This is a genomic window from Mesorhizobium sp. BH1-1-5 (assembly GCF_020165615.1).
In the GTDB taxonomy this organism is placed as follows: Bacteria; Pseudomonadota; Alphaproteobacteria; order Rhizobiales; family Rhizobiaceae; genus Mesorhizobium.
This window is the reverse complement of the sequence record NZ_JAIUIM010000032.1, coordinates 57,187-81,505: the sequence shown is the minus strand read 5'-3', so window position 1 is coordinate 81,505 and position 24,319 is coordinate 57,187. Positions and strand designations below refer to the sequence as shown.

The 24,319-nt window shown below is 63.4% G+C and carries 19 protein-coding genes and 2 pseudogenes; 16 read left to right on the top strand and 5 right to left on the bottom strand.

Annotated features, from left to right (window positions below; translation table 11 throughout):
• From LB572_RS30150 to LB572_RS30135, 4 genes are all read left to right on the top strand, one after another.
• Positions 1 to 1,711 (top strand): class I adenylate-forming enzyme family protein (locus LB572_RS30150; protein WP_224670311.1); only part of this gene is annotated, 1,711 nt, incomplete at its 5' end.
• Positions 1,708 to 3,303 (top strand): phytoene desaturase family protein, encoded by a 1,596-nt coding sequence (locus LB572_RS30145; RefSeq protein ID WP_224670310.1) that lies wholly within the window; start codon positions 1,708 to 1,710, stop codon positions 3,301 to 3,303. The genes LB572_RS30150 and LB572_RS30145, both read left to right, overlap by 4 nt.
• A 3-nt stretch (positions 3,304 to 3,306) precedes the next feature.
• Positions 3,307 to 4,179, top strand: coding sequence for an amidohydrolase family protein (locus LB572_RS30140; RefSeq protein ID WP_224670309.1), 873 nt, complete (start codon positions 3,307 to 3,309; stop codon positions 4,177 to 4,179).
• 133 nt (positions 4,180 to 4,312) lie between these two features.
• A complete protein-coding gene (locus LB572_RS30135) occupies positions 4,313 to 4,921 on the top strand; it encodes a TetR family transcriptional regulator C-terminal domain-containing protein (protein ID WP_210242000.1) in 609 nt (202 codons plus the stop codon).
• A 28-nt stretch (positions 4,922 to 4,949) separates the two neighbouring features.
• Here the strand turns inward: LB572_RS30135 and LB572_RS30130 are convergent, their stop codons facing one another.
• Both LB572_RS30130 and LB572_RS30125 read right to left on the bottom strand, forming a co-directional pair.
• Positions 4,950 to 5,984, bottom strand: a complete 1,035-nt coding sequence (locus tag LB572_RS30130) for a histone deacetylase family protein (RefSeq protein ID WP_224670308.1) — start codon at positions 5,982 to 5,984, stop codon at positions 4,950 to 4,952.
• Positions 5,985 to 5,992: 8 nt separating this feature from the next.
• Positions 5,993 to 7,426: an amidase gene (locus tag LB572_RS30125; protein WP_224670307.1), complete on the bottom strand. Its 1,434-nt coding sequence runs from the start codon at positions 7,424 to 7,426 to the stop codon at positions 5,993 to 5,995.
• Positions 7,427 to 7,593: 167 nt separating this feature from the next.
• Here LB572_RS30125 and LB572_RS30120 point away from each other — a divergent pair, with 167 nt between their 5' ends.
• The 6 genes from LB572_RS30120 (at position 7,594) to LB572_RS30095 (ending at position 16,277) form a co-directional block, all read left to right on the top strand.
• Positions 7,594 to 9,201 (top strand): ABC transporter substrate-binding protein, encoded by a 1,608-nt coding sequence (locus tag LB572_RS30120; RefSeq protein ID WP_224670306.1) that lies wholly within the window; start codon positions 7,594 to 7,596, stop codon positions 9,199 to 9,201.
• A 171-nt stretch (positions 9,202 to 9,372) separates the two neighbouring features.
• Positions 9,373 to 10,974 carry an ABC transporter substrate-binding protein gene (locus LB572_RS30115; protein WP_224670305.1) on the top strand — a complete coding sequence of 534 codons (1,602 nt, stop codon included), beginning with the start codon at positions 9,373 to 9,375 and terminating at the stop codon, positions 10,972 to 10,974.
• A gap of 64 nt (positions 10,975 to 11,038) precedes the next feature.
• Positions 11,039 to 12,004: an ABC transporter permease gene (locus LB572_RS30110; protein ID WP_140802638.1), complete on the top strand. Its 966-nt coding sequence runs from the start codon at positions 11,039 to 11,041 to the stop codon at positions 12,002 to 12,004.
• 11 nt (positions 12,005 to 12,015) lie between these two features.
• The gene (locus LB572_RS30105) at positions 12,016 to 12,894 is read left to right on the top strand and encodes an ABC transporter permease (protein ID WP_224670303.1); all 879 of its coding nucleotides are present in this window, start codon (positions 12,016 to 12,018) and stop codon (positions 12,892 to 12,894) included.
• 4 nt (positions 12,895 to 12,898) lie between these two features.
• On the top strand, positions 12,899 to 14,536 hold the full coding sequence (locus tag LB572_RS30100) for an ABC transporter ATP-binding protein (RefSeq protein ID WP_140802636.1): 1,638 nt from the start codon (positions 12,899 to 12,901) through the stop codon (positions 14,534 to 14,536).
• Positions 14,537 to 14,600: 64 nt separating this feature from the next.
• Positions 14,601 to 16,277: a GMC family oxidoreductase gene (locus LB572_RS30095; RefSeq protein WP_224670302.1), complete on the top strand. Its 1,677-nt coding sequence runs from the start codon at positions 14,601 to 14,603 to the stop codon at positions 16,275 to 16,277.
• Here LB572_RS30095 and LB572_RS30090 read toward each other — a convergent pair.
• Positions 16,258 to 17,223: a LysR substrate-binding domain-containing protein gene (locus LB572_RS30090; protein WP_224670301.1), complete on the bottom strand. Its 966-nt coding sequence runs from the start codon at positions 17,221 to 17,223 to the stop codon at positions 16,258 to 16,260. The two genes, LB572_RS30095 and LB572_RS30090, sit on opposite strands and share 20 nt — an antisense overlap.
• A gap of 134 nt (positions 17,224 to 17,357) precedes the next feature.
• On the opposite strand from LB572_RS30090, the gene LB572_RS30085 reads away from it, so the two are divergent.
• From LB572_RS30085 to LB572_RS30075, 3 genes are read left to right on the top strand one after another with little or no spacing between them, the layout of a single operon-like run.
• On the top strand, positions 17,358 to 19,370 hold the full coding sequence (locus LB572_RS30085; protein ID WP_140802633.1) for an FAD-dependent oxidoreductase: 2,013 nt from the start codon (positions 17,358 to 17,360) through the stop codon (positions 19,368 to 19,370).
• Complete coding sequence (locus tag LB572_RS30080) at positions 19,367 to 21,445, top strand: acetate--CoA ligase family protein (RefSeq protein WP_224670300.1); 2,079 nt, start codon at positions 19,367 to 19,369, stop codon at positions 21,443 to 21,445. Before LB572_RS30085 ends, LB572_RS30080 begins: the two co-directional genes overlap by 4 nt.
• Positions 21,435 to 22,247, top strand: coding sequence for an enoyl-CoA hydratase/isomerase family protein (locus tag LB572_RS30075; RefSeq protein WP_224670299.1), 813 nt, complete (start codon positions 21,435 to 21,437; stop codon positions 22,245 to 22,247). Before LB572_RS30080 ends, LB572_RS30075 begins: the two co-directional genes overlap by 11 nt.
• Before the next feature lie 34 nt (positions 22,248 to 22,281).
• Here the strand turns inward: LB572_RS30075 and LB572_RS30070 are convergent, their stop codons facing one another.
• Together LB572_RS30070 and LB572_RS30065 are read right to left on the bottom strand one after the other, a co-directional pair.
• Positions 22,282 to 22,650 carry a hypothetical protein gene (locus tag LB572_RS30070; protein WP_263498455.1) on the bottom strand — a complete coding sequence of 123 codons (369 nt, stop codon included), beginning with the start codon at positions 22,648 to 22,650 and terminating at the stop codon, positions 22,282 to 22,284.
• Positions 22,581 to 22,922: a hypothetical protein gene (locus LB572_RS30065; protein ID WP_224670298.1), complete on the bottom strand. Its 342-nt coding sequence runs from the start codon at positions 22,920 to 22,922 to the stop codon at positions 22,581 to 22,583. Before LB572_RS30065 ends, LB572_RS30070 begins: the two co-directional genes overlap by 70 nt.
• Before the next feature lie 121 nt (positions 22,923 to 23,043).
• On the opposite strand from LB572_RS30065, the pseudogene LB572_RS34535 reads away from it, so the two are divergent.
• From LB572_RS34535 to LB572_RS34525, 3 genes and pseudogenes are all read left to right on the top strand, one after another.
• A pseudogene (locus tag LB572_RS34535) lies at positions 23,044 to 23,208 on the top strand (helix-turn-helix domain-containing protein); the annotation flags it as partial.
• 65 nt (positions 23,209 to 23,273) lie between these two features.
• The gene (locus LB572_RS34530; protein ID WP_281408514.1) at positions 23,274 to 23,852 is read left to right on the top strand and encodes an aminotransferase class I/II-fold pyridoxal phosphate-dependent enzyme; all 579 of its coding nucleotides are present in this window, start codon (positions 23,274 to 23,276) and stop codon (positions 23,850 to 23,852) included.
• A pseudogene (locus LB572_RS34525) lies at positions 23,849 to 24,232 on the top strand (aminotransferase class I/II-fold pyridoxal phosphate-dependent enzyme); the annotation flags it as partial. The gene LB572_RS34530 and the pseudogene LB572_RS34525, both read left to right, overlap by 4 nt.
• Between the last annotated feature and the right edge of the window lie 87 nt (positions 24,233 to 24,319).

Sequence of the window (24,319 nt, the reverse complement as noted above, 5' to 3'; positions counted from 1 at the left end):
CGGGGGGGGCCCCTGCCGGAACCTAAGCGCTGACCTGCTGCATTCGGAGTTGGACATGTGGAAGGACGAAGTCCTGGCGCAACCCGTCGTCGGGTATGATGAGCGCCGTCGTCGCATCGAGGCCGAGCCGCTGCCGGACAATATCGGCGCGCTGATCGATGCCGCAGCCGACGCGGCCGGCGACAGGCTGTTGTGGAATTTTTTCGAGAGCGGCGAAACCATCACCTATGCCGACATGCGGCGTACCGTGAACGGGCTCGCGGCGGGCTTTCTGGCGATCGGCATCCGCAAAGGCACGCATGTGGGCGTGATGCTGCCCAATATCGCCGCCTTTCCGTTGACCTGGCTGGCGCTGGGCCGGATCGGCGCCGTGATGCTGCCGATCAATCCCGGCTACACGCCACGCGAGATCGCGCATGTGATGCAGGTGGCGGAGGCCGAATGGGTCGTGACCCATGCCTCCACGCGCGCGACACTCGATCAGGCTCATGCCGAAGGGTTGGTGTCGGTGCCGCCGGAGCGGATGATCGTCGTCGGCGGCGACATGCCGGACGGCGCGCGCGACTGGCATGCGTTGGCCGCGCCGGCCGATAGCTTCACGGCGCCCGAGCCCGTCGGGGATGGCGATCTGCTGAACATCCAGTTCACCTCGGGCACCAGCGGTTTCCCGAAAGGCTGCATGTTGAGCCAGCGCTATTGGATTTCCGCCGGCAAGGTGAATGCGTTTCGCGACGGCAGGGTCTATCAGCGCATCCTGGCCTCGACGCCTTTCTTCTACATGGATCCGCAATGGCTGCTGCTGATGACCATGTATCAGCGAGGCACGCTTTTCGTTGCCGCACGGCAATCGACCAGCCGTTTTTCCTTCTGGCTGAAGGAATTCGGTATCGAGTTCTGCCTGCTGCCTTGGGTCTTGCACGGTATCGCAGCGCAGCCGCACGACGCCGACAATAAGGTGGTGCGCGCCAACATCTACGGCTGTCCGCGCGATCTTCACGAAGCGCTGGAGACGCGCTTCGATCTGAATGCGCGCGAGGCCTTCGGCATGACGGAGGTCGGCCCGGCGATGTTCGCCCCTGTCGAGCGGCCCGACAAGGTCGGATCCGGATCCTGCGGGGTGCCCTGTCCGTTTCGGCAATGCCGCATCGTCGACGAGGCAGGCAATCCCGTTCAGCAAGGGGCAATCGGCGAATTGCAGATCAGTGGTCCCGGCATCATGCTGGGCTACTACAACAATCCGGAAGCGACCGCCGAGGTCTTGCGTGACGGATGGTTCTCCACCGGCGATCTGTTCCGCCAGGACGAGGACGGGTTTTTCTACATCGTCGGCCGCAAGAAGGACATGATCCGGCGCTCGGCCGAGAACATCGCCGCGCGCGAGGTCGAGACGGTTCTTGCCGCGGCCCCGGGGGTGGCCGAAGTCGCTGTGGTCGGCGTGCCGGATCCGCTCAGGGGCGAGGAGGTCAAGGCCTATCTGAAACTCAAGGAAGGGCAGGGGCTCGATCAGGCACTGCTGGACAGTGTCATCGCCACGGCCCAAGCCGGTCTCGCCGCCTTCAAGGTTCCGCGCTTCTATGCCTTCGTCGCGGATTTTCCCCGCACAGCCTCGCTGAAGATATCCAAGCCGCAACTCAAGGCGGGAGACACAAATCCGCGGGCGGGCGCCTATGACCGCACGATCGCCGCCTGGATCGAAGGAGCTGGCGCATGAGCCCGCGCTACGACGCCGTCATCGTCGGCGGCGGCCACAACGGCTTGACTTGCGGCGCCTATCTTTCGCGAGCGGGAGTGAAGGTGCTGTTGGTCGAGCGGCGCGACATCACCGGCGGCGCCGCCGTGACCGAAGAGATCGCTCCTGGATATCGCTCGTCGATAGCGTCCTATTATCAAGGCCTTTTGCAGCCCAAGGTCATCCTCGATCTGGAATTGCAGAAATACGGCTTCGAGGTGCTGCCCGCGCATCCCACGGTCTTTGCGCTCGAGGGCGGCAGGACCTTCACCATGTGGGACGACCCTGAGAAGTTCGCCGCCGAAATCGGCAGGCTGTCGAATTCGGACGGTCAGGCCTATGCGCGCTATCGGACGCATATGCAGAAGATCGCGCCCTTCATGAAGCAGCTTCTGTGGGAAGTCCCCATCAATCCCGGCAGCGGCAAGATGCGCGACCTGAGGCGCATGGCCGGCTTCGTGTGGCGCTTTCGCAAGATCGGCCCGCAATTTTTCGACATCTACAATCTTCTGACCATGAGCGCCTATGACTACCTGTCGCGCTGGTTCGAGTCGGAGGATGTGAAGCTGGTCCTCGGCTTCTTTGCCGGCGGCGGCGGCGCCAATTCCAGTCTGAGAACGCCGGGCTCAGCCTATATGCTGGTGCGCGGCATCGTGCGCGACGGGACCACGCCTGCGGGCCCTGCCGGTTTCATGAGGGGTGGGATGGGTGCGATCTCCGACGCCATCCGCCGTTCCGGCGAGGCGCATGGCATGGAAGTCCGCACCGGCGTTCCGGTCGAAAGAATCCTGGTAGAGAACGGGCGCGCGGTCGGAGTGCGGCTTGCGGGCGGCGAGGACATCCGATCCAAGATCGTGGTCGCCAACGCGACGGCGCGCACGATCTTCACCAGGCTGATCGAGCCCGGTCAGTTGCCTGAGGATTTCAATCGCGACATCGCCAACATCCGTTGCGAAAGCACGGTGTTTCGCGTCAACCTGGCCCTGAAGTCGCTGCCGGACGCCCCTGTCTTCGCGCAGGCCGCGCACGATGGCGGCGTCCTGCCGCAAATGACGATCGCGCCCAGCGTCGCCTATATGGAACGCGCGCATCGCATCTCCCAGGAGGGCGAGATCGCCGACGAGCCATTCCTGATCGTCAAGGTGCCGTCGATGGTGGATCCGACGCTGGCGCCTCCCGGGCACCACATCATGAACGTCTTCGGCGGACATGCGCCCTATACGCTCGCCAAGGGCAGCTGGGACGAGCGGCGCGAGGAATTGTGGGAGAATGTCCTGAAGGTCCTCAAGACCCAGTTCCCGGATATCGAGGATCACATCCTGCACCGGCAGGTCATCACGCCGCTGGATCTGGAGCGGATTTTCGACCTTCCGAACGGTCATGTGCATCACGGTGAAATCAGCGCCGACCAGATGTTCTTCCGCCGGTTCTCGCCGAACTATGCCGATTATCGCAGCCCGATCGAAAGGCTTTATCAGGCCAGCGCATCGGTTCATCCCGGCGGCGGCGTCACCGGCGTTCCCGGGCACAACGCGGCCAAGGTGATCCTGGAAGACCGCGGGAAATGGAGCTGAGCCATGCTTATCGATTTTTCCAGCCGCCCGCCGCTGCCGGAGTTTTCCCCGGCGGCTCCGCATCTGAGCAATTATCGACGGGTCTATGAGGCAAGCGAGACCCTCTCGGCCGGCTCGCAGGCCGCTCGAGGGTTGGATGGATACCTGGAGACCTATGAACGGCTTGGAACGCGGCATGTCGTGCTGAAGGCACGCGATCTCAGCACGACCTTCGGTTTCAAGATCGCGAACGAATCGGTGGCGGATTTCGTGAAATCGCACGGCCCGCGCTTCATCGGCTTCGCGGGCGTCGATCCGTACCAGGCGGATGCGGTGGCCGCGTTCGATCACGCGGTCAACCACCTCGGACTGCGTGGCCTCAATCTTCAGTGCTTCGAGCTGAAGATGGCGCCGGACGACGCGCGGCTCTTCCCGCTGTACGAAAAGGCGATCGAGCTCGATGTGCCGGTCAACATCCACTGCGGCATCAACTTCTCCACGCAGACGCCGATGTCGGTGGGCAAGCCGGAATATCTGGACAACGTCATGGTCCGCTATCCGGAATTGCGGGCCATAGCCTCGCCGCCCGGGTGGCCCTGGGTGCAGGAACTGATCGGCGTGGCCTGGCGGCATCCGAACCTTTACATCGGCCTTCTTGCGGTCCGTCCCAAGCTGCTGGCGAAGGCGCATTCAGGATACGAGCCGCTACTCCAGTATGGCCGCACCATCCTGAAGCAAAAAATGATCTTCGGCTCGGCTTTCCCGATGATGCCGGTCGACACCGCGGTCGGCGAAATGAACAGCCTCGACTTGAGTGACGAGGTGCGCAAATTGTGGCTGCACGACAATGCCGCGCATTTTCTCAGGCTCGCCCCCGGCAATGAAGCGGTGCGTTAGATGTCTTTTCGCAACGATGAGGCTTGCTTTTCGGCTCGCATGGCGAGACAGGATTCCTACTTATTTTCGAATGAAAAGCTGAATTTGCATGTCGGATCTGAAAGCCAGATCCCGGGGGAGCGCCGGAAGGACCATGGCTGTTAGCCGCGACGATCAAGTGGTCGACCGCCGTCGCAGCCTTGTCGAGGCAGCGGTCAAGGTCATTTCGAAACGGGGCCTGACGGGCGTCACAATCAACTCGATCGCCGCAGAGGCAAAATGCTCCTACGGCGTGGTCTCCTTTCATTTCCAATCGAAGGAAGGCATCATCTTCGCCGCGCTGGATCATACGGCCGCGGAATACGAAGCCTACCTCACTCGCCTCAACGCCTCGGCGCTCGGCCCGGCGGATCGCATCCGTCGCATGATCGATACCGACTTCAGCCGCAAGGCCGCGGGGCGGGACAGCATCGCATTGTGGCTGGCTTTCTGGGCGGAGGCGGTTCGGGTTCCGGCCTATCACAAAAGATGCGCGGAACTGCGCGAGTACTACAACCGGGCCGTTTGCGCCGATATGGCCGAGCTTGCGCAACTGCGCGGAATGACGATCGCTGCCCAGCAATTGGCGATATCGTTGAATGCCTTGATCTCGGGATTGTGGATCGAGAATCTGGTGTCCAACATGTCCATCACCGAGGGGCAGAAGATCGGTCACGAAGCCTGCCTTGCCTTCATGCGGCTGCATTTTCCAGAGGATTTCTGACGGCCGGGACAGGTGCCCGGCCTTTATCTCACGCCTGTGCGGACAAATGCCCGGTGAGAACGTTCACGACATTTGTGCCGATCGCCTCGATCGCATAGCCGCCCTCCATCACGAACAGGGAAGGTGTCTTCAGCGAGCCGATGCGACGCCCGATCTCGACGAAATCGGCGTTCGTCAGCTTGAAGTGCGAGATCGGATCTTCCTCGAAGGCATCCACCCCCAACGAGACGACCAGACGCTCGGGAGCAAACGCCGCTATGCGATCGATCGCCCGGTCAAGTGCTGCGCCCCAGGTGGAAAAATCCGATCCCCAAGCCAGCGGGAGATTGAGATTGAAACCCTGGCCAGCCGCTTGCCCGGTCTCGTCGGCGAAACCGATATAGTAGGGATACTCCTGAACCGGATCGCCATGGATCGAAACGGTCAGCACGTCATCGCGATCGTAGAAAATATCCTGCGTGCCGTTGCCGTGGTGGTAGTCGACGTCAAGCACGGCGACGCGCCGCGCGCCGGTGTCGCGGAAATACTGCGCGGCGATGGCGGCGTTGTTCAGGAAGCAGTAGCCGCCGAAATAGTCGCGGCCTGAATGGTGTCCGGGCGGACGGCAGAGCGCGAAGGCCGAAGGCTCGCCCGCGTTGATGAACCTGGCCCCGGTCAAGGCGCAATCGACCGCGGAACGCGCAGCCTGCCAGGTGCCCTCCAGGATCGGGCTGCTCATGTCCACCGCGTAGCGACCGAGCTCGGCGCCCGGACGAATGGTGGGGATCATGCGCGTGCGACGCGGCGGCCAGATGTTCGGATAGGCAGGAATGGCTCCGACTTCCGCCACCCAGTCGGCCCAGATGTTTTCCAGAAACCGGACGAAATCCGGATCATGCACGGCAAGAACCGGCGAAAGGTCGAAGCTTTCGGGCCCGATGACCGGGCCGAGATCGGCGCGTCGCACCGCGTCGAGCACCAATTGGGCGCGGCGCGGAATCTCGAAGGCTTCCACCCATTTGCCCCGATAGAATTCGGTCTCGACGCTTTGCAATTTATGACGGTCGGAGAAGATTGTTTTCATGGCAAATCTCAACAGGGCAGATCGGGGCGTGTTTCGGGCGCGGTGAACCAGCCGCCCACGGCGCTCTCGTACGCGAAACCGACGCGGAAGACAGCCTGGTCATCGTAGGTGCGGCCGACCAATTGAATCCCCGTGGGCACGCCGGTTCCGGCGAAGCCCGAGGGCAGGGCCAGCACCGGGCAGCGGCTCAGCATGTTGAAGGGCCACGCCATGGTCCAGCCGAGATAGGAATCGATCGGCTTGCCGTTGATCGTGAGCGGGTCCCGCATCTCGAAATCGGCCCTCACCGCCGGCACCGCCAGTGTCGGGCAAAGGAAGAGGTCGTGTTCCTCCATCAGCGGGCCGAAATGCGCGTAGATACGGCCTTCGACATTGAGGCTTGAAAGATAGTCGCGCGTCGTCACCGCAAGCGATTTGCGGGCGAAGTCGGCGGCGTAGGTCGTCAGGCTCGACTGGCGGTCGTCCAGGTATTCCGCGAGCCAGGCGCCGAACAGTGTCGCGTGATGGGTCGCGGCGGCCTCGTAGACCTCCCACGACCATGGCAGGTCGACTTCGACCACCTCGGCTCCCAGCGAGCGGAAGACATCGACGGCCCGCAAGGTGTTCGCGCGAACATCGGGATCGATCTCCATGAAGCCGAAATCAAGCGAGTAGGCGATCTTCCAGCCGCGGACGCCACCTCGATCGATCGTCAGGTCCAGCTTGGGTTTCAGGGAAGCGATGTCGTTCGGATGCGGCCCGGCCAGGATATTCTGCATCAGCAGGCAATCCTCGACCGTCCGCGCCATGGGGCCGGGATGATTGTAGTGATCGAGGTTGAAGGGCGGTGTCGACGGCACGCGGCCGTAAGGCGGCTTGAAGCCCACGACGCCGCAGGCCGAGGCGGGAATACGAATGGAGCCGCCTATGTCGGAGCCTGTCGCCAGCGTCGTCAGACCGGCCGCCAGGGCTGCCCCCGAACCGCCCGACGAACCGCCGGGGGTGAAATCGCGGTTCCACGGATTGCGTGTGATTCCCCACTGGCGGGAATGGCAGAACGGCGCGCAGGAAAATTCCGGCGTGGTGGTGCGGGCATGCACGATCGCGCCCGCGTCCAGCAGGCGCTGCACGACCGGCGCGTTCGCCGAGGCGACATGGTCGGCGTAGAGAACCGAACCGTAGGTCGTGACCTTGCCTGCCATCATGTTTTCGTCCTTGAGGGCGGTCGCAATTCCTTCCAGCGGGCGCAAATCCGGGGCACGCGCGGCGTAGCGGGCTTCCGCGCGCCGCGCCTGCTCCATGGCCTCGTCGGCATAGGTGAAGCAGACGGCATTGAGGCTCTGCGCAGTCGAGCCGATGCGCGACAATTGCGCCTCGAGCACCTCCACGGGCGACAATTGTCCGGTCCGGAACAGGCGCAGCGCTTCCGATGCGCCGATATAGGCAAGGCTGCCGTCCGGCATGGCGTCTCCTGGGTCTCTGGCGGTTCAAAGATGCGTTATTTTGCCTCTTGTATGATTGATTGGTCAATCAGTTTGTTGACAGGTTCGCGTTTCCAATTACTGTAATCCCCAAGGCGCCGGGACGAAGAAGCGACCGAATGTCAACCAAGCAATCCAAGAGGGTGAACATGAGCGAATCGGATCGCGGCCAGATGAATGATCTGGCCCACAAACTGCGCAACGGCGCGATTTCCCGTCGCGAGTTCCTGGCGCGGAGCTCGGCACTTTTGGCGGCAGGCGCGGCCATGACCATGCCGGGCATGTCGTATGCCCAGACCGCCGAGCCCAAGGCCGGCGGCAAGATGCGGCTGGGGCTTCACAACGCCTCGCAGAACGACAATCTCGACCCAGGCACCTGGTCGACCAGCTGGACGGGAGCCAGCTTCAACGGCGGTGTCTACAACAACCTGGTCGAGATCCTGCCCGACGGCTCGGTCGCTCCCGATCTCGCCGAAAGCTGGGAGCAGGAGGACAAGGCCGCGACCTGGCGCTTCAAGCTGAGAAAGGGTGTCACCTTCCACAACGGCAAGAGCCTGACGCCCGAGGACGTGCGCCAATCCTTCCTGCATCACATGAAGCCCGACTCGACATCGGGCGCGCGCGCCATCGTTCAGCAGATCTCCTCGATCGATCTCGACGGGTCCGATGCCGTCGTCTTCAAGCTCGCTGACGGCAATGCGGACCTTCCTTACCTGATGTCGGACTATCACCTGTCGATCTTTCCGGCGCAGGAGGGCGGCGGCATCGACATCCAGTCGGGCAAGGGAACGGGCGCGTTTCTTCTCGACAGCTTCGAACCCGGCATCGCGACCCGGCTGAAGCGCAACCCGAACTATCACAAGAACAACAAGCCCTACCTGGACGAGGTCGAGTTCATCTCCATCCCCGACGCGACGGCGCGGCTCAACGCTTTGCTGACGGGCGAGGTGGATTTCATCCAGGACCTCGACATCCGCAATGTGCCAATGGTCGAGCGCAGCTCTGATTTCACTGTACAGCGCGTGCCGAGCCTGCGGCATTTCTCGTTCGACATGGATACGCGCGTTGCGCCGTTCGACAATCCCGATGTTCGTCTGGCGTTGAAATATGCGCTGGATCGGGACGACGTCATCGACAAGGTATTTCTCGGCGAGGGGCGCAAGGGCAACGACAACCCCGTCTCCTCGATCATGAAATACTATCATGAGCTGCCGCAGCGCGATTACAGCATCGAGAAAGCCAAGGAGCATCTGGCCAAGGCAGGGCTGACCAGCGTTTCCGTGGACCTTCACGTCGCGGACAACGCCTTCGCCGGCGCGATCGACGCGGCGGTTCTCTACCAGGAACACGCGGCCAAGGCCGGCATCACCATCAATGTCGTGCGCGAGGCGGCGGACGGCTATTGGGAAAATGTCTGGTTGAAGAAAAGCTTTGCCGGTGTGGACTGGTTCGGGAGGGCGACGGTCGACTGGCTGTTCTCGACGATCTACACGTCAAAGGCGCCGTGGAACGCGGGCTGGTCGAATGCGCGTTTCGACGAGTTGTGCGAGAAGGCGCGGACCGAGGCGGACGACGCCAAGCGCACGGCCTATTATGCCGAGGCGCAGCAGATCATCCATGACGACGGCAACCTGCTGACAGTCGCCTTCGTGGATTGGCGCAACGCCGTCTCCAACAAGCTGGGCTACGACAAGGTCGGCGGCCTGATGCCGCTCGACAATATGCGTATGTGCGAGCGCTGGTGGCTCAAGGCCTGACGCTGATTGATGTGGTCCGGGCGGGCGCGTAGACCCGCCCACTTGCTGTGAATGATCAGGCCGACCGTGCTTGCCGTGCTGCCGTGCGTTTTCGCGCATCATGCGGCTGACGGCCTGCGGTTGTCTGCATGAAGGCTTGTGCTGTTGTTTCGGAAAGGCTGGGAGGAAATTATGGAACGGGTGAATATCGCAGGCGGTGAACATCCAACGGCGTCCGCCGGCATGACGCCGACACGGCGTCGCTTTCTGGTAGGGGCGAGCGTCGTGGCCGGCATGGTCGCCTTGCCCGGCCTGTCCTGGGCTCAGGACAAGCCAAGGCAAGGCGGGAAGCTGCGTTACGGCATGAATGACGGTTCGCAGCAGGACACCCTCGATCCGGCAAGCTGGGCGACGGTGATGACAGGCTTTGCCTTCAACGGGTCGCTCTGCAACAATCTCGTGGAATTGCTGCCGGACGGCTCGCTTGCCGGCGACCTCGCCGAGAGCTGGGCGGGCGAAGAGGGAGCGACCCGCTGGACCTTCATTCTGCGCAAGGGGGTGAAATTCCACGACGGCCGTCCGTTGACGCCCGAGGACGTGCGTCAATCGCTTCTGCATCATATGGGCGAAGGAAGCACGTCCGGCGCGCTGGCCATCGTCAAGCAGATCAAGCAGATCGACAAGCAAGGCGATGACAAGGTGATCTTCACCCTTGCGGAGGGCAATGCCGATTTTCCGTCCCTGATGTCGGACTACCACCTGTCGATCTTCCCGGCCAAGGAGGGCGGCGGCATCGATTGGCAAAGCGGCATCGGGACGGGCGCGTTCAAGCTTGAAAGCTTCGAGCCTGGCATCGCCGTCCGACTGAAGCGCAACCCCGACTATCACAAGCCTGGCCTGCCTCATTTCGACGAGGTGGAGGTGGTCAACATCTCCGACGCCACTGCCCGGCTCAACGCATTGATGACGGGCGAGGTCGACGTGATCGAAGACCTCGATATCCGCAACGTGGCGCTGGTCGAGCGGAATCCTCGCCTGAAGATCGTTCGCACGCCCAGCCTGCGGCATCTGACGTTCGACATGAACTGCTCCGTCGCGCCCTATGACAATCCAGCGGTGCGCAAGGCGCTGAAGCTCGCCATCGACCGGGACGACATCATCGCCAAGGTTTTCCTGGGCGAAGCCAAGAAAGGCAACGACAATCCGGCCGCCTCGATCATGCCGTTCTATGCCGAAACGCCGCCCCAGCACGCCTACGATCCAGATGCCGCGAAAGCCATTCTGAAGGAGGCGGGGCTCGACGGCGTGACGGTCGACCTCTCGGTCGCCGAAACCGCTTTTCCCGGCGCGGTCGATGCGGCGGTTCTGTTCAAGGAACATGCGGCCAAGGCCGGGATCACGGTGAACATCGTCCAGGAGGCGGACGACGGCTATTGGGACAATGTCTGGCTGAAAAAGCCATTCAACGCCTCCGACTGGTACGGGCGCGTCACACTCGATTGGCTGCTTGCCACGTCCTACACCTCGGACGCGCCGTGGAACAACACCGGCTTCAAAAAGCCTGGCTTCGACGCGCTCGTCAAATCGGCGCGCGCCGAGATGGATCAGGCAAAGCGCGCCAAGACCTATGCCGAAGCGCAGCAGATGCTGCATGACGAAGGCGGAGTGATCACCGTGGCTTTCGTTTCATGGCGTCTCGCCATGACGACGGATATCGGTCATGCAGCATTGGGCGGCATCCTGCCCGCCGACAATCATCGCGGCGCCGAGCGCTGGTGGCGGACGGATGCATGATCCTGTGTCCGCCGTCGGCGGAGTGATATCACGCAAGCGAGCGAACGAGCGGAGAGCGCGACGCATGACGACCAAATCCCACCCGATCCTGTCCATGGCGGCGAGCCGGATCGGCTTGGGACTGCTCAGCCTTGTGATCGTATCGCTGATCATCTTCTCGGCCGTCAGCTTTCTGCCCGGCAGCTACGCTTCCGCCATTCTCGGTCAGAACGCCACGCAGGCGGCCATCTCGGCGATGGAGATAAAACTGGGACTGAACCGCCCCTGGTTCGTGCGTTATCTCGCCTGGCTGGGGGCGGCGGCCACGGGAGACATGGGGCTTTCGTTTTCGGGGCGCCCGGTGATGGCACTGATCGGGCCGCGCTTGAAGAACACGCTCGTTCTGGCCTCGATCACCGCAGCCATCGCCGTGCCGCTCTCGATCACGCTCGGCATCGTCTGCGCACGGTATCGGGGTCGGTTCATCGACAAGTTCCTGTCGACCTCGACACTTGCCTCGATCTCGATCCCTGAATTCTTCGTGGCCTACGTTGTCATGATGGTGCTGGCGGTGAAGCTGCAGTTGTTCCCTTCGATGGCCGGCATTCGCAACGGCATGGGACTGGGCGAGCAGCTCTACCGCATGGTGCTGCCGATCCTCACTTTGTTGCTGGTCATTCTGGCCCATATGGTACGCAACACGCGCGCCGCGATCCTGTCGGTGATGGCCAGTCCCTATGTCGAGATGGCCCGCCTCAAGGGCGAGCCGGAGAAACGCGTGGTCATCCGTCAGGCGCTGCCCAACGCGATCGGCCCCATCGCCAGCGTGGTCGCGCTGAATCTCGCCTATCTCATCTCCGGTGTCGTCGTGATCGAGGTCGTGTTCGTCTATCCCGGCGTCGGCCAGGCGATGATCGATGCCGTGCGCAATCGCGATGTTCCGGTCATCCAGGCCTGCGCACTCATTTTCGCCGCTGCCTATATCGGCTTCAACCTGATCGCCGACATCATCTCGATCGTCAGCAATCCGCGCCTGCTGCATCCGCGTTGAGGGAGAGAACCATGCAGCAAAGCCTCGAAGTCCGATCCGTCGCCCCCAACCGGCTCCTGCGCGCGCTGAAACTTGTTCGTTCGGCGCCGCCGACCGCGAAGTTCGGCATGGTGGTCGTCTCCATCTATGCCTTCGTCGCCCTCTTTGCCCCGTTGCTGGCGCCGTACGGCGAAGTCGAGGTCGTCTCGCGCGTTCCTTTCGAGCCGTGGAGCGCCAGCCATCTTCTGGGCACCGACCAGCTAGGCCGCGATTTCCTGTCGCGCCTGATTTTCGGCGCGCGGAACTCCATTTCGATCGCGCTGCTCACCACGGCCATATCCTTCGTCATTGGCTGCCTGCTGGGTGTCCTCGCGGCACTGGTCGGAGGGATCGTCGACCAGGCGATCTCGCGTCTCGTCGATGCGCTGATGTCGGTCCCCGATCTGATCTTCACGCTGATGATCCTCTCGATCTTCGGCTCCTCGGTGACGAACCTGATCCTGATCATCGCGGTCCTCACCTCGACGCGTTTCTACCGCATCGCGCGGGCGGCGGCGCTGAATGTCGCAAGCCTGGATTTCGTCGAACATGCCAAGGTGCGCGGGGAAAGCCTGCTGTGGATCGCGGTCAACGAGGTCTTTCCCAACATCCTGCCTCTGATCCTGTCCGAACTGGGCATGAGGTTCTGCTTCATCTTCCTGAATATCGCGGCTCTTTCCTTTCTTGGGGTCGGCATTCAACCGCCAACCGCGGAATGGGGATCGATGGTCCGTGACAATGCGGCGCTGATCAACATGGGCGATATCACGCCCCTCATTCCCGCTGCGGCCATCGCCTTTCTGGCTATTGCGGTGAACTTCGTGGTCGACTGGCTCCTGAACCGGGCAAGCGGCCTGAGCGAGGAAGGGTGAGACGATGAAAGGCCAGACCGTGACCGCGACGCCGACCGTACCCGTCATCGACATTGTCGACCTGAAGATAGAGGCGAAATCGAACGACCAGTGGTCGAAGATCGTCAACGGCGTCAGCCTGTCGATCCGTCCCGGAGAAGTGCTTGGATTGGTCGGCGAGTCCGGAGCCGGCAAATCGACGCTTGGGCTGGCGGCCCTGGGTTACCTTCGTCCAGGCGCCAAGGTCACCGGCGGCGAGGTGCGACTGTCGGGACACAACATCCTCGCTGTTCCGGAAGAGGAGCGGCGCAAGTTCCGCGGCACCAAGGTCGCCTATGTCGCGCAGAGCGCGCAGGCAGCCTTCAATCCGGTGCATCGCCTGATGGACCAGATCGTCATGGTCGCCGTCGATCGCGGCGGGATGACGCGCGGAACGGCGGAGAAACGCGCGCTCGACCTGTTCCGGGCCCTGCAGCTTCCCGATCCGCAAAACTTTGGCAGGCGCTACCCGCATCAGGTTTCGGGTGGACAGTTGCAGCGCGCCATGGTCGCCATGGCGATGATCTGCAACCCGACCCTGATCATCTTCGACGAGCCGACCACCGCGCTCGACGTGACCACACAGGTCGAGGTCCTGATCTCGATCCGCAAGGTCATCGAGGATTACGGCGTGGCGGCGATCTACATCACCCATGACCTTGCGGTCGTCGCCCAGGTCGCGCATCGGGTAGCGGTTCTTCGCTATGGCGAAGTGGTGGAGGAGGCACCCATCGCGCAGATCATGGAACGTCCCGTCCATCCCTACACGAAAAGCCTGTGGGCGGTGCATGAAATGCCGGTCGACCATGACGCCCAGCATGGCGGCAAGGGCGCGCCGCTCCTGGCGATCGCCGGCCTCGGCGCGCACTATGGCGATTTCCAGGTTCTGACTTCGATCGATCTCGAAGTGGGGCGAGGCGAGACCGTGGCGCTGGTCGGCGAATCCGGGTCGGGAAAATCGACGCTGGGCCGGGTCATCGTCGGACTGAAGGAATTGTCGTCCGGGCAGGTGATCTATGACGGCAAGCCGTTGCAGGGCACCATACGCCGCCGGTCGCTGCAGACGCTGAAGCAGATCCAGATCATCTATCAGTCCGCCGATACCGCGTTGAACCCCCGCCAGACGGTGCGCAAGATAATCGGCCGCCCGCTGACGCTCTATCAGGGTCTGCGTGGCGCACGCCGCGAAGCACGGGTTCAGGAACTGCTGAATCTGGTCGAGCTGAACGAAACCCATATCGACCGCACACCCGGCCAGCTGTCGGGCGGGCAGAAGCAACGTATCGCCATCGCTCGTGCCCTTGCGGCCGACCCGCGGCTGATCGTCTGCGACGAGATCACGTCCGCGCTGGACAAAGTGGTCCAGGCGGAAGTGCTGCGCATGCTGATGAAGCTGCAGGCCCGCCTGGGCGTCTCTTACCTCTTCATCACCCACGACATCGAGGTGGTGCGTGCCATCGCCGACCGCGTCGCCGTCATGCAAAATGGTCGCATCGTCGAGCAGGGGGGCAAGGATCAGGTCCTGGCGCAACCCCATGCCGACTATACGCGCAAGCTGCTCGACTCCGTACCCGATATGGCGGTCGGCTGGTTGGACGGCATTGTCGCCGAGCGGGCCGCCTGAGCGCCTTTTGTAGGTTGCGGCTACCGGCTGGGCGGGCGAGAAAGATGAAATGGGGGCCTGCGGGATGGTCGTGAAGGAACGGGAATTCGACTACATCATCGTCGGCGCGGGATCAGCCGGATGCGTTCTGGCCGCGCGGCTGACGGAAGATCCCGACTGTCAGGTGTTGTTGCTCGAGGCCGGCGGCCGCGACCGTTCGCTGATGATGTCGATACCGGCCGGGGTCTACAAGGTCTACCACGATCCGCGTTTCAACTGGAACTACGAGTCCGAGCCGCAGCCGGAGCTCGGCGGACGGCGCATTCCGGTGCCGCGCGGGCGCACGCTGGGCGGCTCGTCATCGATCAATTCCATGGTCTATCTGCGCGGCCATCCGGCCGACTACGACGCATGGGCGGCGCAAGGGTTGACCGAGTGGAGCTTCGGTCATTGCCTGGCCTATTTCCGCCGGTCCGAGACGTCGGATCGGGGCGCCTCGCTTTATCGTGGAGGCGATGGGCCGTTGCATGTGCAGCGGGGGCGCCTGCAGTCGCCGATCTTCGACGCGTTCGAGGAGGCCTCGGCCACCGCGGGACACAGGCTGGTGGAGGACCTGAACGGCCCGGACGCGGTGGGGATCGGCCGGCTCGACAGCACCAAGGTCGGGGGCAGACGTTGCAGCGCGGCGGTCGCCTATCTGCGTCCGGCGGCCACGCGCAGGAACCTCGTCGTGGCAACGGGCGCATTGGTGCATCGCGTCATCATCGAAGGCCAGCGCGCGACGGGCGTGGAATACTCCCATGGCGGCGAAGTCCACACCCTGCAGGCGCGGCGCGAGGTCGTCCTGTGCGGCGGCTCGATCAACTCGCCCCAGCTTTTGATGCTGTCGGGGATCGGCCCCGCGGACCATCTGCGCAGCCTCGGCATCAAGCCACTGATCGATCAGCCATATGTGGGGGCCAATCTGCAGGACCACCTTGATCTCGGCATGTCCTTCCGCTGCACGGAACCGGTGTCGCATGCCTGGATGGGATCGCCTTACGGCAAATTGCGGGTCGGCCTCGAATGGATGATACGGCAATCCGGCCCTGCCGCCTCCAATATCTGGGAAATCGGCGGCTTTGCCCGGGCGATGGCGGATTCGGACCTGCCGACGGTGCATTATCACGTGGCGCCGATGAAGATCGATTCCAGGCCCGATGGCAGCTTCGGCCTGTCGCATGGCTTCGCCCTGCACCTGTCGCAATTGCGCCAGCGCAGCACCGGGCGTCTGACGCTGCAAAGCGCCTCGCCGAAGCACGCGCCACGGATCGATTTCCGGTTCTTCTCGCATCCCCGCGATATCGTGGAGATGCGCGAAGGCGTGAAGGTGACGCGCGAGATCGCCATGCAGGCACCTTTGAAGCGGTTGGGAACGCTGGAGGTCGCCCCGGGCGTTTCGGCACGATCGGATGCCGAAATCGACGACGCGCTGCGCGCCTCCGTCAACACGGAGTTTCATCCCTCCTGCACCTGCAAGATGGGAGTGGGCGAGGACGCCGTCGTCGACCCGCAGTTGAAGGTGCGCGGCATCGATGGTCTGCGCGTCGTCGATGCTTCGGTGATGCCGCATGTCGTGGGCGCCAACCTCAACGCGACGGTGATCATGATCGCGGAGAAGGCGTCCGACATGATGCGTGGACGGCCAGCGTTGGAACCGGTGCGTGTCGGCGCGCAGCCCGATGGGCTGGTGCGCGAAATCCTCAACCTGCGGGCGGCTTGACCGCCTCGCGTGGCGCGAACAGATTGCGTTGAACGCGCTGGTCCTCGATGGCCATGAACTCGGCGCGCAGCCAATCACGCACCTTCTGCACCTCAGGCCGCCTGGCCGCCGAACGGCGGGCGACGAGATGATAGAAAGCGCCTGTGCGGAGCGGGGTGCGACCGGCCGGCACGAGGCCGCCGGAGAGGACCTCTCCCGCAACCACGTGCCACCAGCCAAGCGCGATGGCCTGTCCCTTTATTGCGCCTTGGATGACCAGCGCGTAGTCGGAAAACGCCAACTCCGTCGCCTCGCGGAAATGACCAAGGCCAACCGCGGCCAGGAAGGTCGGCCAGGGGATACGCATCTTGCCAATCAGGCTGGCCAGGATGTGGCCCTTTAATCCTCGCAGGCCGTCGATCGGCCCATGCGTATGCAAATAGCCGGGACTGCAGACCGGAATGACGACTTCCTCCACCAGCGGCCAGGACTCGATCTCGTCGCCCTCGGGGAATGCGTAGCGAACGCCGATGTCGGCGGCCCCGAGCGAACCATAAGGTTCGCCATGGATGAGATCGAGACGGATCTGTACTCCCGGCACGTCTTGGCGGAACTTGTCGAAGTGCGGCATCAACCAATGAATGGCGAAAGCGGAGGTGACCGACAGCGTCACGACATCGCCGGCGTTGGCGCCGGCCTGTATGTCGCAGACAGCTTCCTCGATGCGGTCGAAGCCCTGCCGTACCGCGCGCTGCAGCACGCGTCCTTCCTCGGTCAGCTCAAGTCCCGTCGAGCGGCGCAGAAACAGCTTGGTGCCCAGGTGCTGCTCCAGCCGCGAGATCATCCGGCTGATCGCGGGCTGCGTCACGTTGAATTCGCGCGCCGCAAGCGTGAAGTTCTGGTGCCGCGCCGCCGCCTCGAACATGAAAAGCGCTCCGGGCGAGGGCAATCTGGCGCGCAGCGGCATGACGGCAGCGGTTCCTGAGGCATGACTTCAAGTTATAGTGTGCCTACAATTTCTGCCCTGGGCAAGCAATGTGCGAATGGTAGTCTGATTTCAGATTTGGGCAGGGCAAACCGGTCCCGCCAAAAGGGCCCTTCATGTCTTGCGCCTATCCTCATCTCTTTTCATCGCTCGAGATCCGCGGGCACGACATCCGCAATCGCATCCTCTCGACTGGCCACCAGACCTATCTGGCGCGAGGAAATCTGCCCGGCGACGACATGGTCGCCTATCACGAGGCGCGGGCGAAGGGTGGTGTCGGGCTTATCATCAACGAGGCGGCGCGCTTTCATGCCTCGACGCTCGGCGAGGCACCGGACCTAGCGCTTCTGAGCGACGACGCGATCCCGCATTACGCTCGGCTGGCGAGCGCCGTGCACCGGCATGGCGCCAAGCTGTTCGGGCAATTGTCGCATTCCGGCAGGGTTACACGGCGCATGATGAACGGGATGCGCGGCGTAGTCTTCGCGCCCTCGTCGACGCCGGAAAACCGCTTCCACGTGGTTCCGCGCGAGATGCCCGCCGAGATGGTGGCCGAAATAATCGCCTCGGCCGCGCAAGCCGCGCGGCGTTACGCGGAAGCCGGCTATGACGGCGTCGAACTCATGGCGAGCCACGGCCTGCTGTTTGCTCAGTTTCTCAATCCGGGCGTGAACCGTCGCGAGGACATGTATGGCGGTTCCGCCGAGAACCGGCTCCGCCCCTTGCGCGAAAGCCTGATCGGCGTGCGCCGCGCCGTGGGCGAGGACGTGGTGGTGGGCCTTCGCATTTCGGTCGACGAAGCCGATGAGGGCGGGCTGGACCAGGAAGCCGTCCTCGCCATTTGCCGCCAGCTTTCCGAGGAGGGCCTGGTCGACTACATCAACACGACGCTGGGTACGATGGCGAGCCTGGGCGGTTCGATCCATGTCGTGCCGCCCATGGAGATTCCGCCAGCCTATGTGGCGGCCAAGGCGGCGACGATCCGGGCCGCCGTCTCGGTTCCGGTTTTCGTCGCCGGCCGTATCAACCAGCCGCAAATCGCGGAAGGTGTCCTGGCGGCTGGCGAAGCTGATATGTGCGGCATGACGCGGGCGCTGATCGTCGACCCCGATATGCCGCGCAAGGCGCGCGAGGGACGTTCGGACGAAATCCGCGCCTGCATCGGCTGCAACCAGGCCTGCATTGGCCATTTCCACGCCGGCTACTCGATTTCCTGCATCCAGAATCCTTCGTCCGGCCGGGAACTGCGTCTTCCGGCAGCGGCGCCGACCGCCGGCCGATCGTTGAAGGTGCTGGTGGCCGGTGGTGGTCCCGCGGGGATGAAGGCCGCGGTAACCGCCGCCGAGATGGGGCATAAGGTGATCCTGTCGGAAGCATCGCCGCGGCTCGGCGGACAGGCGCTGCTGGCGCAGCTTCTGCCGGATCGTTTCGAATTCGGCGGCTTGGTCACCAATCTGGCGACGGAACTGGCGCTGCGTCAGGTCGAGGTACGGTTGAACAGCCGCGTCACCCGGGGTTTCGTCGAGACCGTCGCGCCCGATGGCGTCATCGTCGCGACGGGCTCGGCCCCGGTCGGAAGCGAGGTGGAGGGACAGGAAGCCGCGCATGTCGTCGAGGCGGTCGACGTGCTGGCGGGGAAAGTGCTGCCGGGCGCGCGCGTCGTCGTGGCCGACTGGCGCTGCGACTGGATCGGCATCGGCCTCGCCATGCAGCTCAACCGCAAGGGGCACCATGTGCGCCTGGCGGTGAACGGCATTTGCGCCGGGCAAAACCTGCAGCAATATGTGCGCGATCACTGGGCCGGGAAACTGCATGAGGCAGGGATCGAGGTCATCCCCTATGCCAGGCTTTTCGGCGTCGATGGCGATACCGCCTATTTCCTGCACGGAGCAAGTGGCCAGCCGATCGTTGTGGAAGGAGTCGATACGGTCGTGCTCGCTTCGGGCAATGCGCCCGACACCGCGCTTGAGCGTGAGCTTGGGGGCACGGACGTGCCGTTCGTCACCATTGGCGACTGCACGATCGCCCGCAGCGCCGAGGAGGCGATCTATGACGGCGTCGCGTCAACGCGTGCCTTTCTCGCCCAGGTCGCAACGAATACCGGCTCCTTACCCACAGGTGCCCGATGACGGTTTCGAAGTTGCTGCGGCCGCAAACGCTGGCGATCGTGGGCGCCAGCCCCAAGCCCGAAAGCTTTGGAGCGAATCTGCTGCAGTCGATCCGCTATCTCGGGTTCCCCGGACAGGTCTATCTGGTCAATCCGCGCTACGACCAGATCGACGACCAGCCCTGCTATCCCGATGTGGCGTCGATACCGGGCGGCGTCGATTGCGCCGCGCTCGCCGTCGGCGATGCCCTGCTCGTAGACAGCTTCGCTTCCGTCGCCGAGGCAGGCGTGGGAGGCGCCGTGCTCTTCAGCCGCGCCTACGGGCAGACACCCGACGGTCGCACGCGCGGCAAGGCTATCGCCGATGTTGCGGTAAAAGCAGGGATGGCTGTGTGCGGCGCCAACTGCATGGGCTTCGTCAATCTGGTGGACCGCCTGCAGGTCACCGGCATGCCGTTTCGTTCCTTGCCCGCGCCGTCCGGGGTGGCGCTGATATCCCATTCGGGATCGACCTGGTCGGGTCTCGTCGGGAACCGGCGGCAGATGGGCTTCGACTACGCGATCTCGGCCGGCCAGGAGTTGGTGACGACCGTGGCGGACTATATCCGCTTCCTGCTGGAGGAGACCGATGCGCGGGTGATAGCCTGCGTTCTGGAAACCGTCCGCGATCCCGAGGGCTTCCTCGCCGCCGCCAGGCTTGCCGAGGCCAAGGGCGTGCCCATCGTCGCGCTGAAGCTCGGTCGCAGCGAGGCGGGACGCCATTTCGCGATCTCGCATTCAGGAGCGCTTTCCGGTTCGAACGAAGCCTATGAGGCGGCTTTCGCACGTTACCGCGTGATTCAGGTGCGCACGCTCGATGAACTGCTGGACACGGTGGAATTGTTGGAGCTGACGCGTCCGATGATGGCACCCGGCGTTGCGCTCGGCACCGATTCCGGCGGCGAACGGCAATTGATTTCCGATCTCGCCGCCGATGTCGGCCTGTCCTTCGCGCCGCTGGCGCCTGCGACCCGCGCGGCGGTCGAGGCGTATCTCGACCCCGGCATGGAAGCCTCCAACCCACTGGATTACTGGGGCGACGGAGCCGACGTCATGGCGCCGGTGCTGAGCGAGATGGCGAAAGATCCCGATGTCGGCATCGTGGTGATGGCGACGAACCTGCCGCCGGACCGGAATTTTTCCGAACTGTCGGCCGCGGCGATCCGCAAGGTGCACGCGCGGACGGACAAGCCCGTCGCCGTGATGGGCAATATCGCCACGACCCTATCGCCGGTCATCGCCGAGGACCTTCGGGAAAGAGGGATCGCGGTCCTCATGGGGACCGGCAGCGGCCTTGCGGCCTTGCGGCATCTGCAATCCTACCGGTTCGGCCGCCATGGTTCGGAAGACGTCGTTGCCATACCCTTGTCAGCCGATGCGGCGGCGATTGTCGACGCAGCACCCCTCGACAGTCTGCGCAGCGCCGATGGCTTCAGGCTGCTGGAACTGGCCGGCATCCCCGTAACGCCTTTCGCCGATATCCACTCGCCGCAGGACATCGCCGCCTTTGCCGGCAAGCACGGATGGCCGATCGCGCTCAAGATCGATGACGCCGCCATTCCGCACAAGTCCGATCTCGGCGGAGTGGTGCTCAACCTCAAAGGCGCCGATGAGGCGCTTGCTGCTTACCAGGCACTGCACAGTCGCCATCCCGCAGCGCCGATCCTGGCGCAAACCATGGCATCAGGCGTCGAATTGATCCTCGGGATGACCACGGATCCGGATTTCGGTCCGATCGTGACGCTGGGTCTGGGCGGGGTCTTCGCCGAAGTGCTGCGCGACGTCGCGACCCTCATTCCTCCTTTCGGCGTCGCCGAGGCGCGGCGGGCGCTGGAGGGGTTGCGCGGACATGCCTTGCTGACCGGCGCGCGGGGCAGGGGGCCCGTCGACATGGGTGCGCTATGTACGCTGGTATCCCGTTTCAGCGCGATGGCGGTCGGAGCGAAGGAACGGATCGTCGAAATCGAGATAAATCCGATTATGGCCGGCCCGAACGAGGCCGTCGCCGTCGACTGCCTCACATTGCGCCACAGGAAGGCCCGTCACGATGTCCGATGAGTATGAAACTATCCGCGTCGACGTGAGCGACGAGGGGATCGCGCATATCGTGCTCAACCGCCCGCGTGTTCTGAATGCCATCAACTCCGTGCTGATGCGCGAGGTGACGGAGGTCTTGAGCGGCCTGCAAAAGGAGCCGTCGATTCGCTGCTTCGTGCTTTCGGGCGAAGGCCGTTCGTTTTCCGCCGGCTTCGATCTGAAGGAGTCGGCCGCGGCAGGCAATCGCAGCGTCGCCGAGTGGCGGCGCGTGCTGGAGGCTGATTTCGATTTCGTCATGCAGTTCTGGGATTGCCCGAAGCCGACCATCTCGGCCATCCACGGTCATTGCATCGGCGGCGGGCTAGAACTGGCGGTGGCATGCGATATCGCGATTGCCTCACGTGATGCCGTCTTTGGCGAGCCCGAGGTGCGCTTCGGGTCAGGGATCGTCGCCATGGTGCTGCCGTGGATGATCGGCCCGAAGCATTCCAAGGATATGCTGCTGACGGGTAACGATAAGATCACTGCGGAACGGGCCGCCGAGATCGGTCTCGTGACGGAGACGGTTCTTGAGGGCCAACATGTCTCGAGAGCCTTCGAAAAGGCGCGGGAAATCGTCGCCGCGGCGCCGTTGTCCGTCGAACTGACGAAGCGCGCAATCAACCGCAGCTTCGATATGCGCGGCATGCGTAACGCTCTCCTTGCCGGGGTCGAAACCGATGTGTTCATTGAAACCGCCGGCGGTGCCGAAAGGTTGGAATTCAACCGCATCCGGGCCGAGCAAGGATTAAAGGCAGCTATTGCCTGGAGAAACAGCCGCTGATCGTTTGTGGAGCCGCTCTATGTTGGAAACAAGGTCAGCATTGGCGCGCAAAGGAAAGGGTGTGCGCCACGGCGGCACGCAGCTTTGCAGGATCGACGCTTGTCACAAATCCTGTGTGTCGCAGGTGCTGCACCAACCGTTCCGTGGCCAGATTGCCGGCCGCCCCTGGCGCATAAGGGCATCCGCCAAGACCACCGACGGCGCTGTCGAAGCTGCGCATGCCAAGCTTCAGCGCCACGTCGACATTCGCCAACGCCTGGCCGGACGTATCGTGGAAATGGCAGGCCAGCCGACCGACGGGAACGGCCTCGATCACCTGCGTCAGCATCATGTCTATCCGCTCGGGAGTGGCACGGCCGATCGTATCGGCCACGGCGATTTCTCCGCAGCCGATCTCCAGCAATCGTTCTGAGACCGCACGCGCCGCGGATGGCGGGATCGCTCCTTCAGGGTGAAATTCGTTGCTATGCCGATCGGCAGCTCGAACGTGCCGATGACGTTCTCGATCATGCAGTTGGCCAGCGTGAGCGGAAGACCGCCGCGCCCGAAAACCTGCCGCTCGTCGTTGCTGAGCGATGCCGCCTGCACCACCCGGTCCAGTCGCTCGGCGGGAGAGAGATTGCGCAGGCCCTCCAGGCGCGAATTGATCGCCGGAGCCGCGGCGCCCTGCTGCAAACCAGTCAAAGGAACTCCTCCCGAAATTTTTCCCTCTTGATTTGAAGATGGCCGCCTCGGTACCCTGGTGCAAAGGTACAATTTTTGGAAATTGTCTGAAACTGTACCCAAAGGAGGCCAGATGACGGCCGGAGACGGACGGAGCGCGCGGCCCGCGACCTTGGTCGATGGCGTCGTCCGCAGACTGCAGGCGGAAATCAGCAGTGGAACGCTGCCTTCCGGCCATCGCCTCCTGTCGATCCGCAAGGCTGCGGAGGAATTCGGCGTCTCCAAGAACACCATCGTCGAGGCTTATGATCGGCTGGTGGCGGCGGGCGCTCTCATGGCAAAAGCCGGGTTCGGGTTTTTGTCGTGGCATCCGCCGGGGAAGCGGCCGGCTCCTCGCGACCCAGACACGTCGCCGAGGCAGTCGACGCCGCCTCGCTTCTCGCGGCCCAGTTGGAGCAGAGCTTTCAGATCCGCGTCGGCGATGGGCGGCCGCCGCCGTCATGGACGGAACAATCCGAAATCCGCCGCCATCTTGGCGCCCATGGCCGTACCGCCGACGCCGAGGCTTACGGCTCCGCGCTTGGCTTCCTGCCACTCAGGCAGCAGCTTGCGCGCCGGCTCGCGGACCAGCACATCCGGACCGGCGAAGACAACATTCTTTTGACCTTCGGTGCGAACCACGCACTCGACCTGGTAATCCGCGCCATGCTGTCGCCGGGCGATACCGTGCTGGTCGACGAACCAGGTTACTACCCGCTCTTTGCCAAGCTGACGCTGGCTCAGGTCAGGATGCTGGGCGTAACGCGCGCGCCCGAGGGTCCCAGCGTCGAGGACTTGGTGGCGAAGCTTGCATCGGAGCGGCCCAAGCTTTTTTCACGCAATCGCTCGGTCACAATCCGACTGGCAGTTCGACCACGCCCGCGGTCGCGCACGCCATTTTGACCGCGGCTGACAGGCATAGTCTGGTCGTGGTCGAAGATGATCCGTTTGTCGACCTGCCGATTGCGTCGAGCAATCGGTTGGCGACGCTCGACCAACTGAACAACGTTATTTCGATCGGCACCTTTTCCAAGACGCTGTCGGCAAGTCTGAGATCCGGCTTCATTGCGGCACGCTTTGACCGGGTTGCCGCGCTGGCGGAACTGAAAATGCTCACCACTGTCAACAGCTCCGGCCATGTGGAGCGGTTGCTCCACCGCCTGCTGGTTGACGGCCACTACGACCGACATCTGAAGCGGCTGGGGCAGCACATCGAAACCGCGTCGGATCGGGTTGAAACCAAACTCCGCCAAGCGGGTCATAGCATCTTCGTGGAATCGGGAAACGGATATTATGTCTATCTGCTGCTTCCCGACGGATTGGACGACATCGCCCTGGCGCGGGAGGGCGCCAAGGAACGTCATATGCTC

Coding starts and splice junctions, on each gene's coding strand:
- LB572_RS30105 (WP_224670303.1), top strand. CDS start 12,016: ATGCAGCAAAGCCTCGAAGTCCGATCCGTCGCCCCCAACCGGCTCCTG.
- LB572_RS30080 (WP_224670300.1), top strand. CDS start 19,367: ATGACGGTTTCGAAGTTGCTGCGGCCGCAAACGCTGGCGATCGTGGGC.
- LB572_RS30120 (WP_224670306.1), top strand. CDS start 7,594: ATGAGCGAATCGGATCGCGGCCAGATGAATGATCTGGCCCACAAACTG.
- LB572_RS30125 (WP_224670307.1), bottom strand. CDS start 7,426: ATGCCGGACGGCAGCCTTGCCTATATCGGCGCATCGGAAGCGCTGCGC.
- LB572_RS30130 (WP_224670308.1), bottom strand. CDS start 5,984: ATGAAAACAATCTTCTCCGACCGTCATAAATTGCAAAGCGTCGAGACC.
- LB572_RS30085 (WP_140802633.1), top strand. CDS start 17,358: ATGTCTTGCGCCTATCCTCATCTCTTTTCATCGCTCGAGATCCGCGGG.
- LB572_RS30100 (WP_140802636.1), top strand. CDS start 12,899: ATGAAAGGCCAGACCGTGACCGCGACGCCGACCGTACCCGTCATCGAC.
- LB572_RS30095 (WP_224670302.1), top strand. CDS start 14,601: ATGGTCGTGAAGGAACGGGAATTCGACTACATCATCGTCGGCGCGGGA.
- LB572_RS30115 (WP_224670305.1), top strand. CDS start 9,373: ATGGAACGGGTGAATATCGCAGGCGGTGAACATCCAACGGCGTCCGCC.
- LB572_RS30075 (WP_224670299.1), top strand. CDS start 21,435: ATGTCCGATGAGTATGAAACTATCCGCGTCGACGTGAGCGACGAGGGG.
- LB572_RS30090 (WP_224670301.1), bottom strand. CDS start 17,223: ATGCCGCTGCGCGCCAGATTGCCCTCGCCCGGAGCGCTTTTCATGTTC.
- LB572_RS30145 (WP_224670310.1), top strand. CDS start 1,708: ATGAGCCCGCGCTACGACGCCGTCATCGTCGGCGGCGGCCACAACGGC.
- LB572_RS30110 (WP_140802638.1), top strand. CDS start 11,039: ATGACGACCAAATCCCACCCGATCCTGTCCATGGCGGCGAGCCGGATC.
- LB572_RS30135 (WP_210242000.1), top strand. CDS start 4,313: ATGGCTGTTAGCCGCGACGATCAAGTGGTCGACCGCCGTCGCAGCCTT.
- LB572_RS30140 (WP_224670309.1), top strand. CDS start 3,307: ATGCTTATCGATTTTTCCAGCCGCCCGCCGCTGCCGGAGTTTTCCCCG.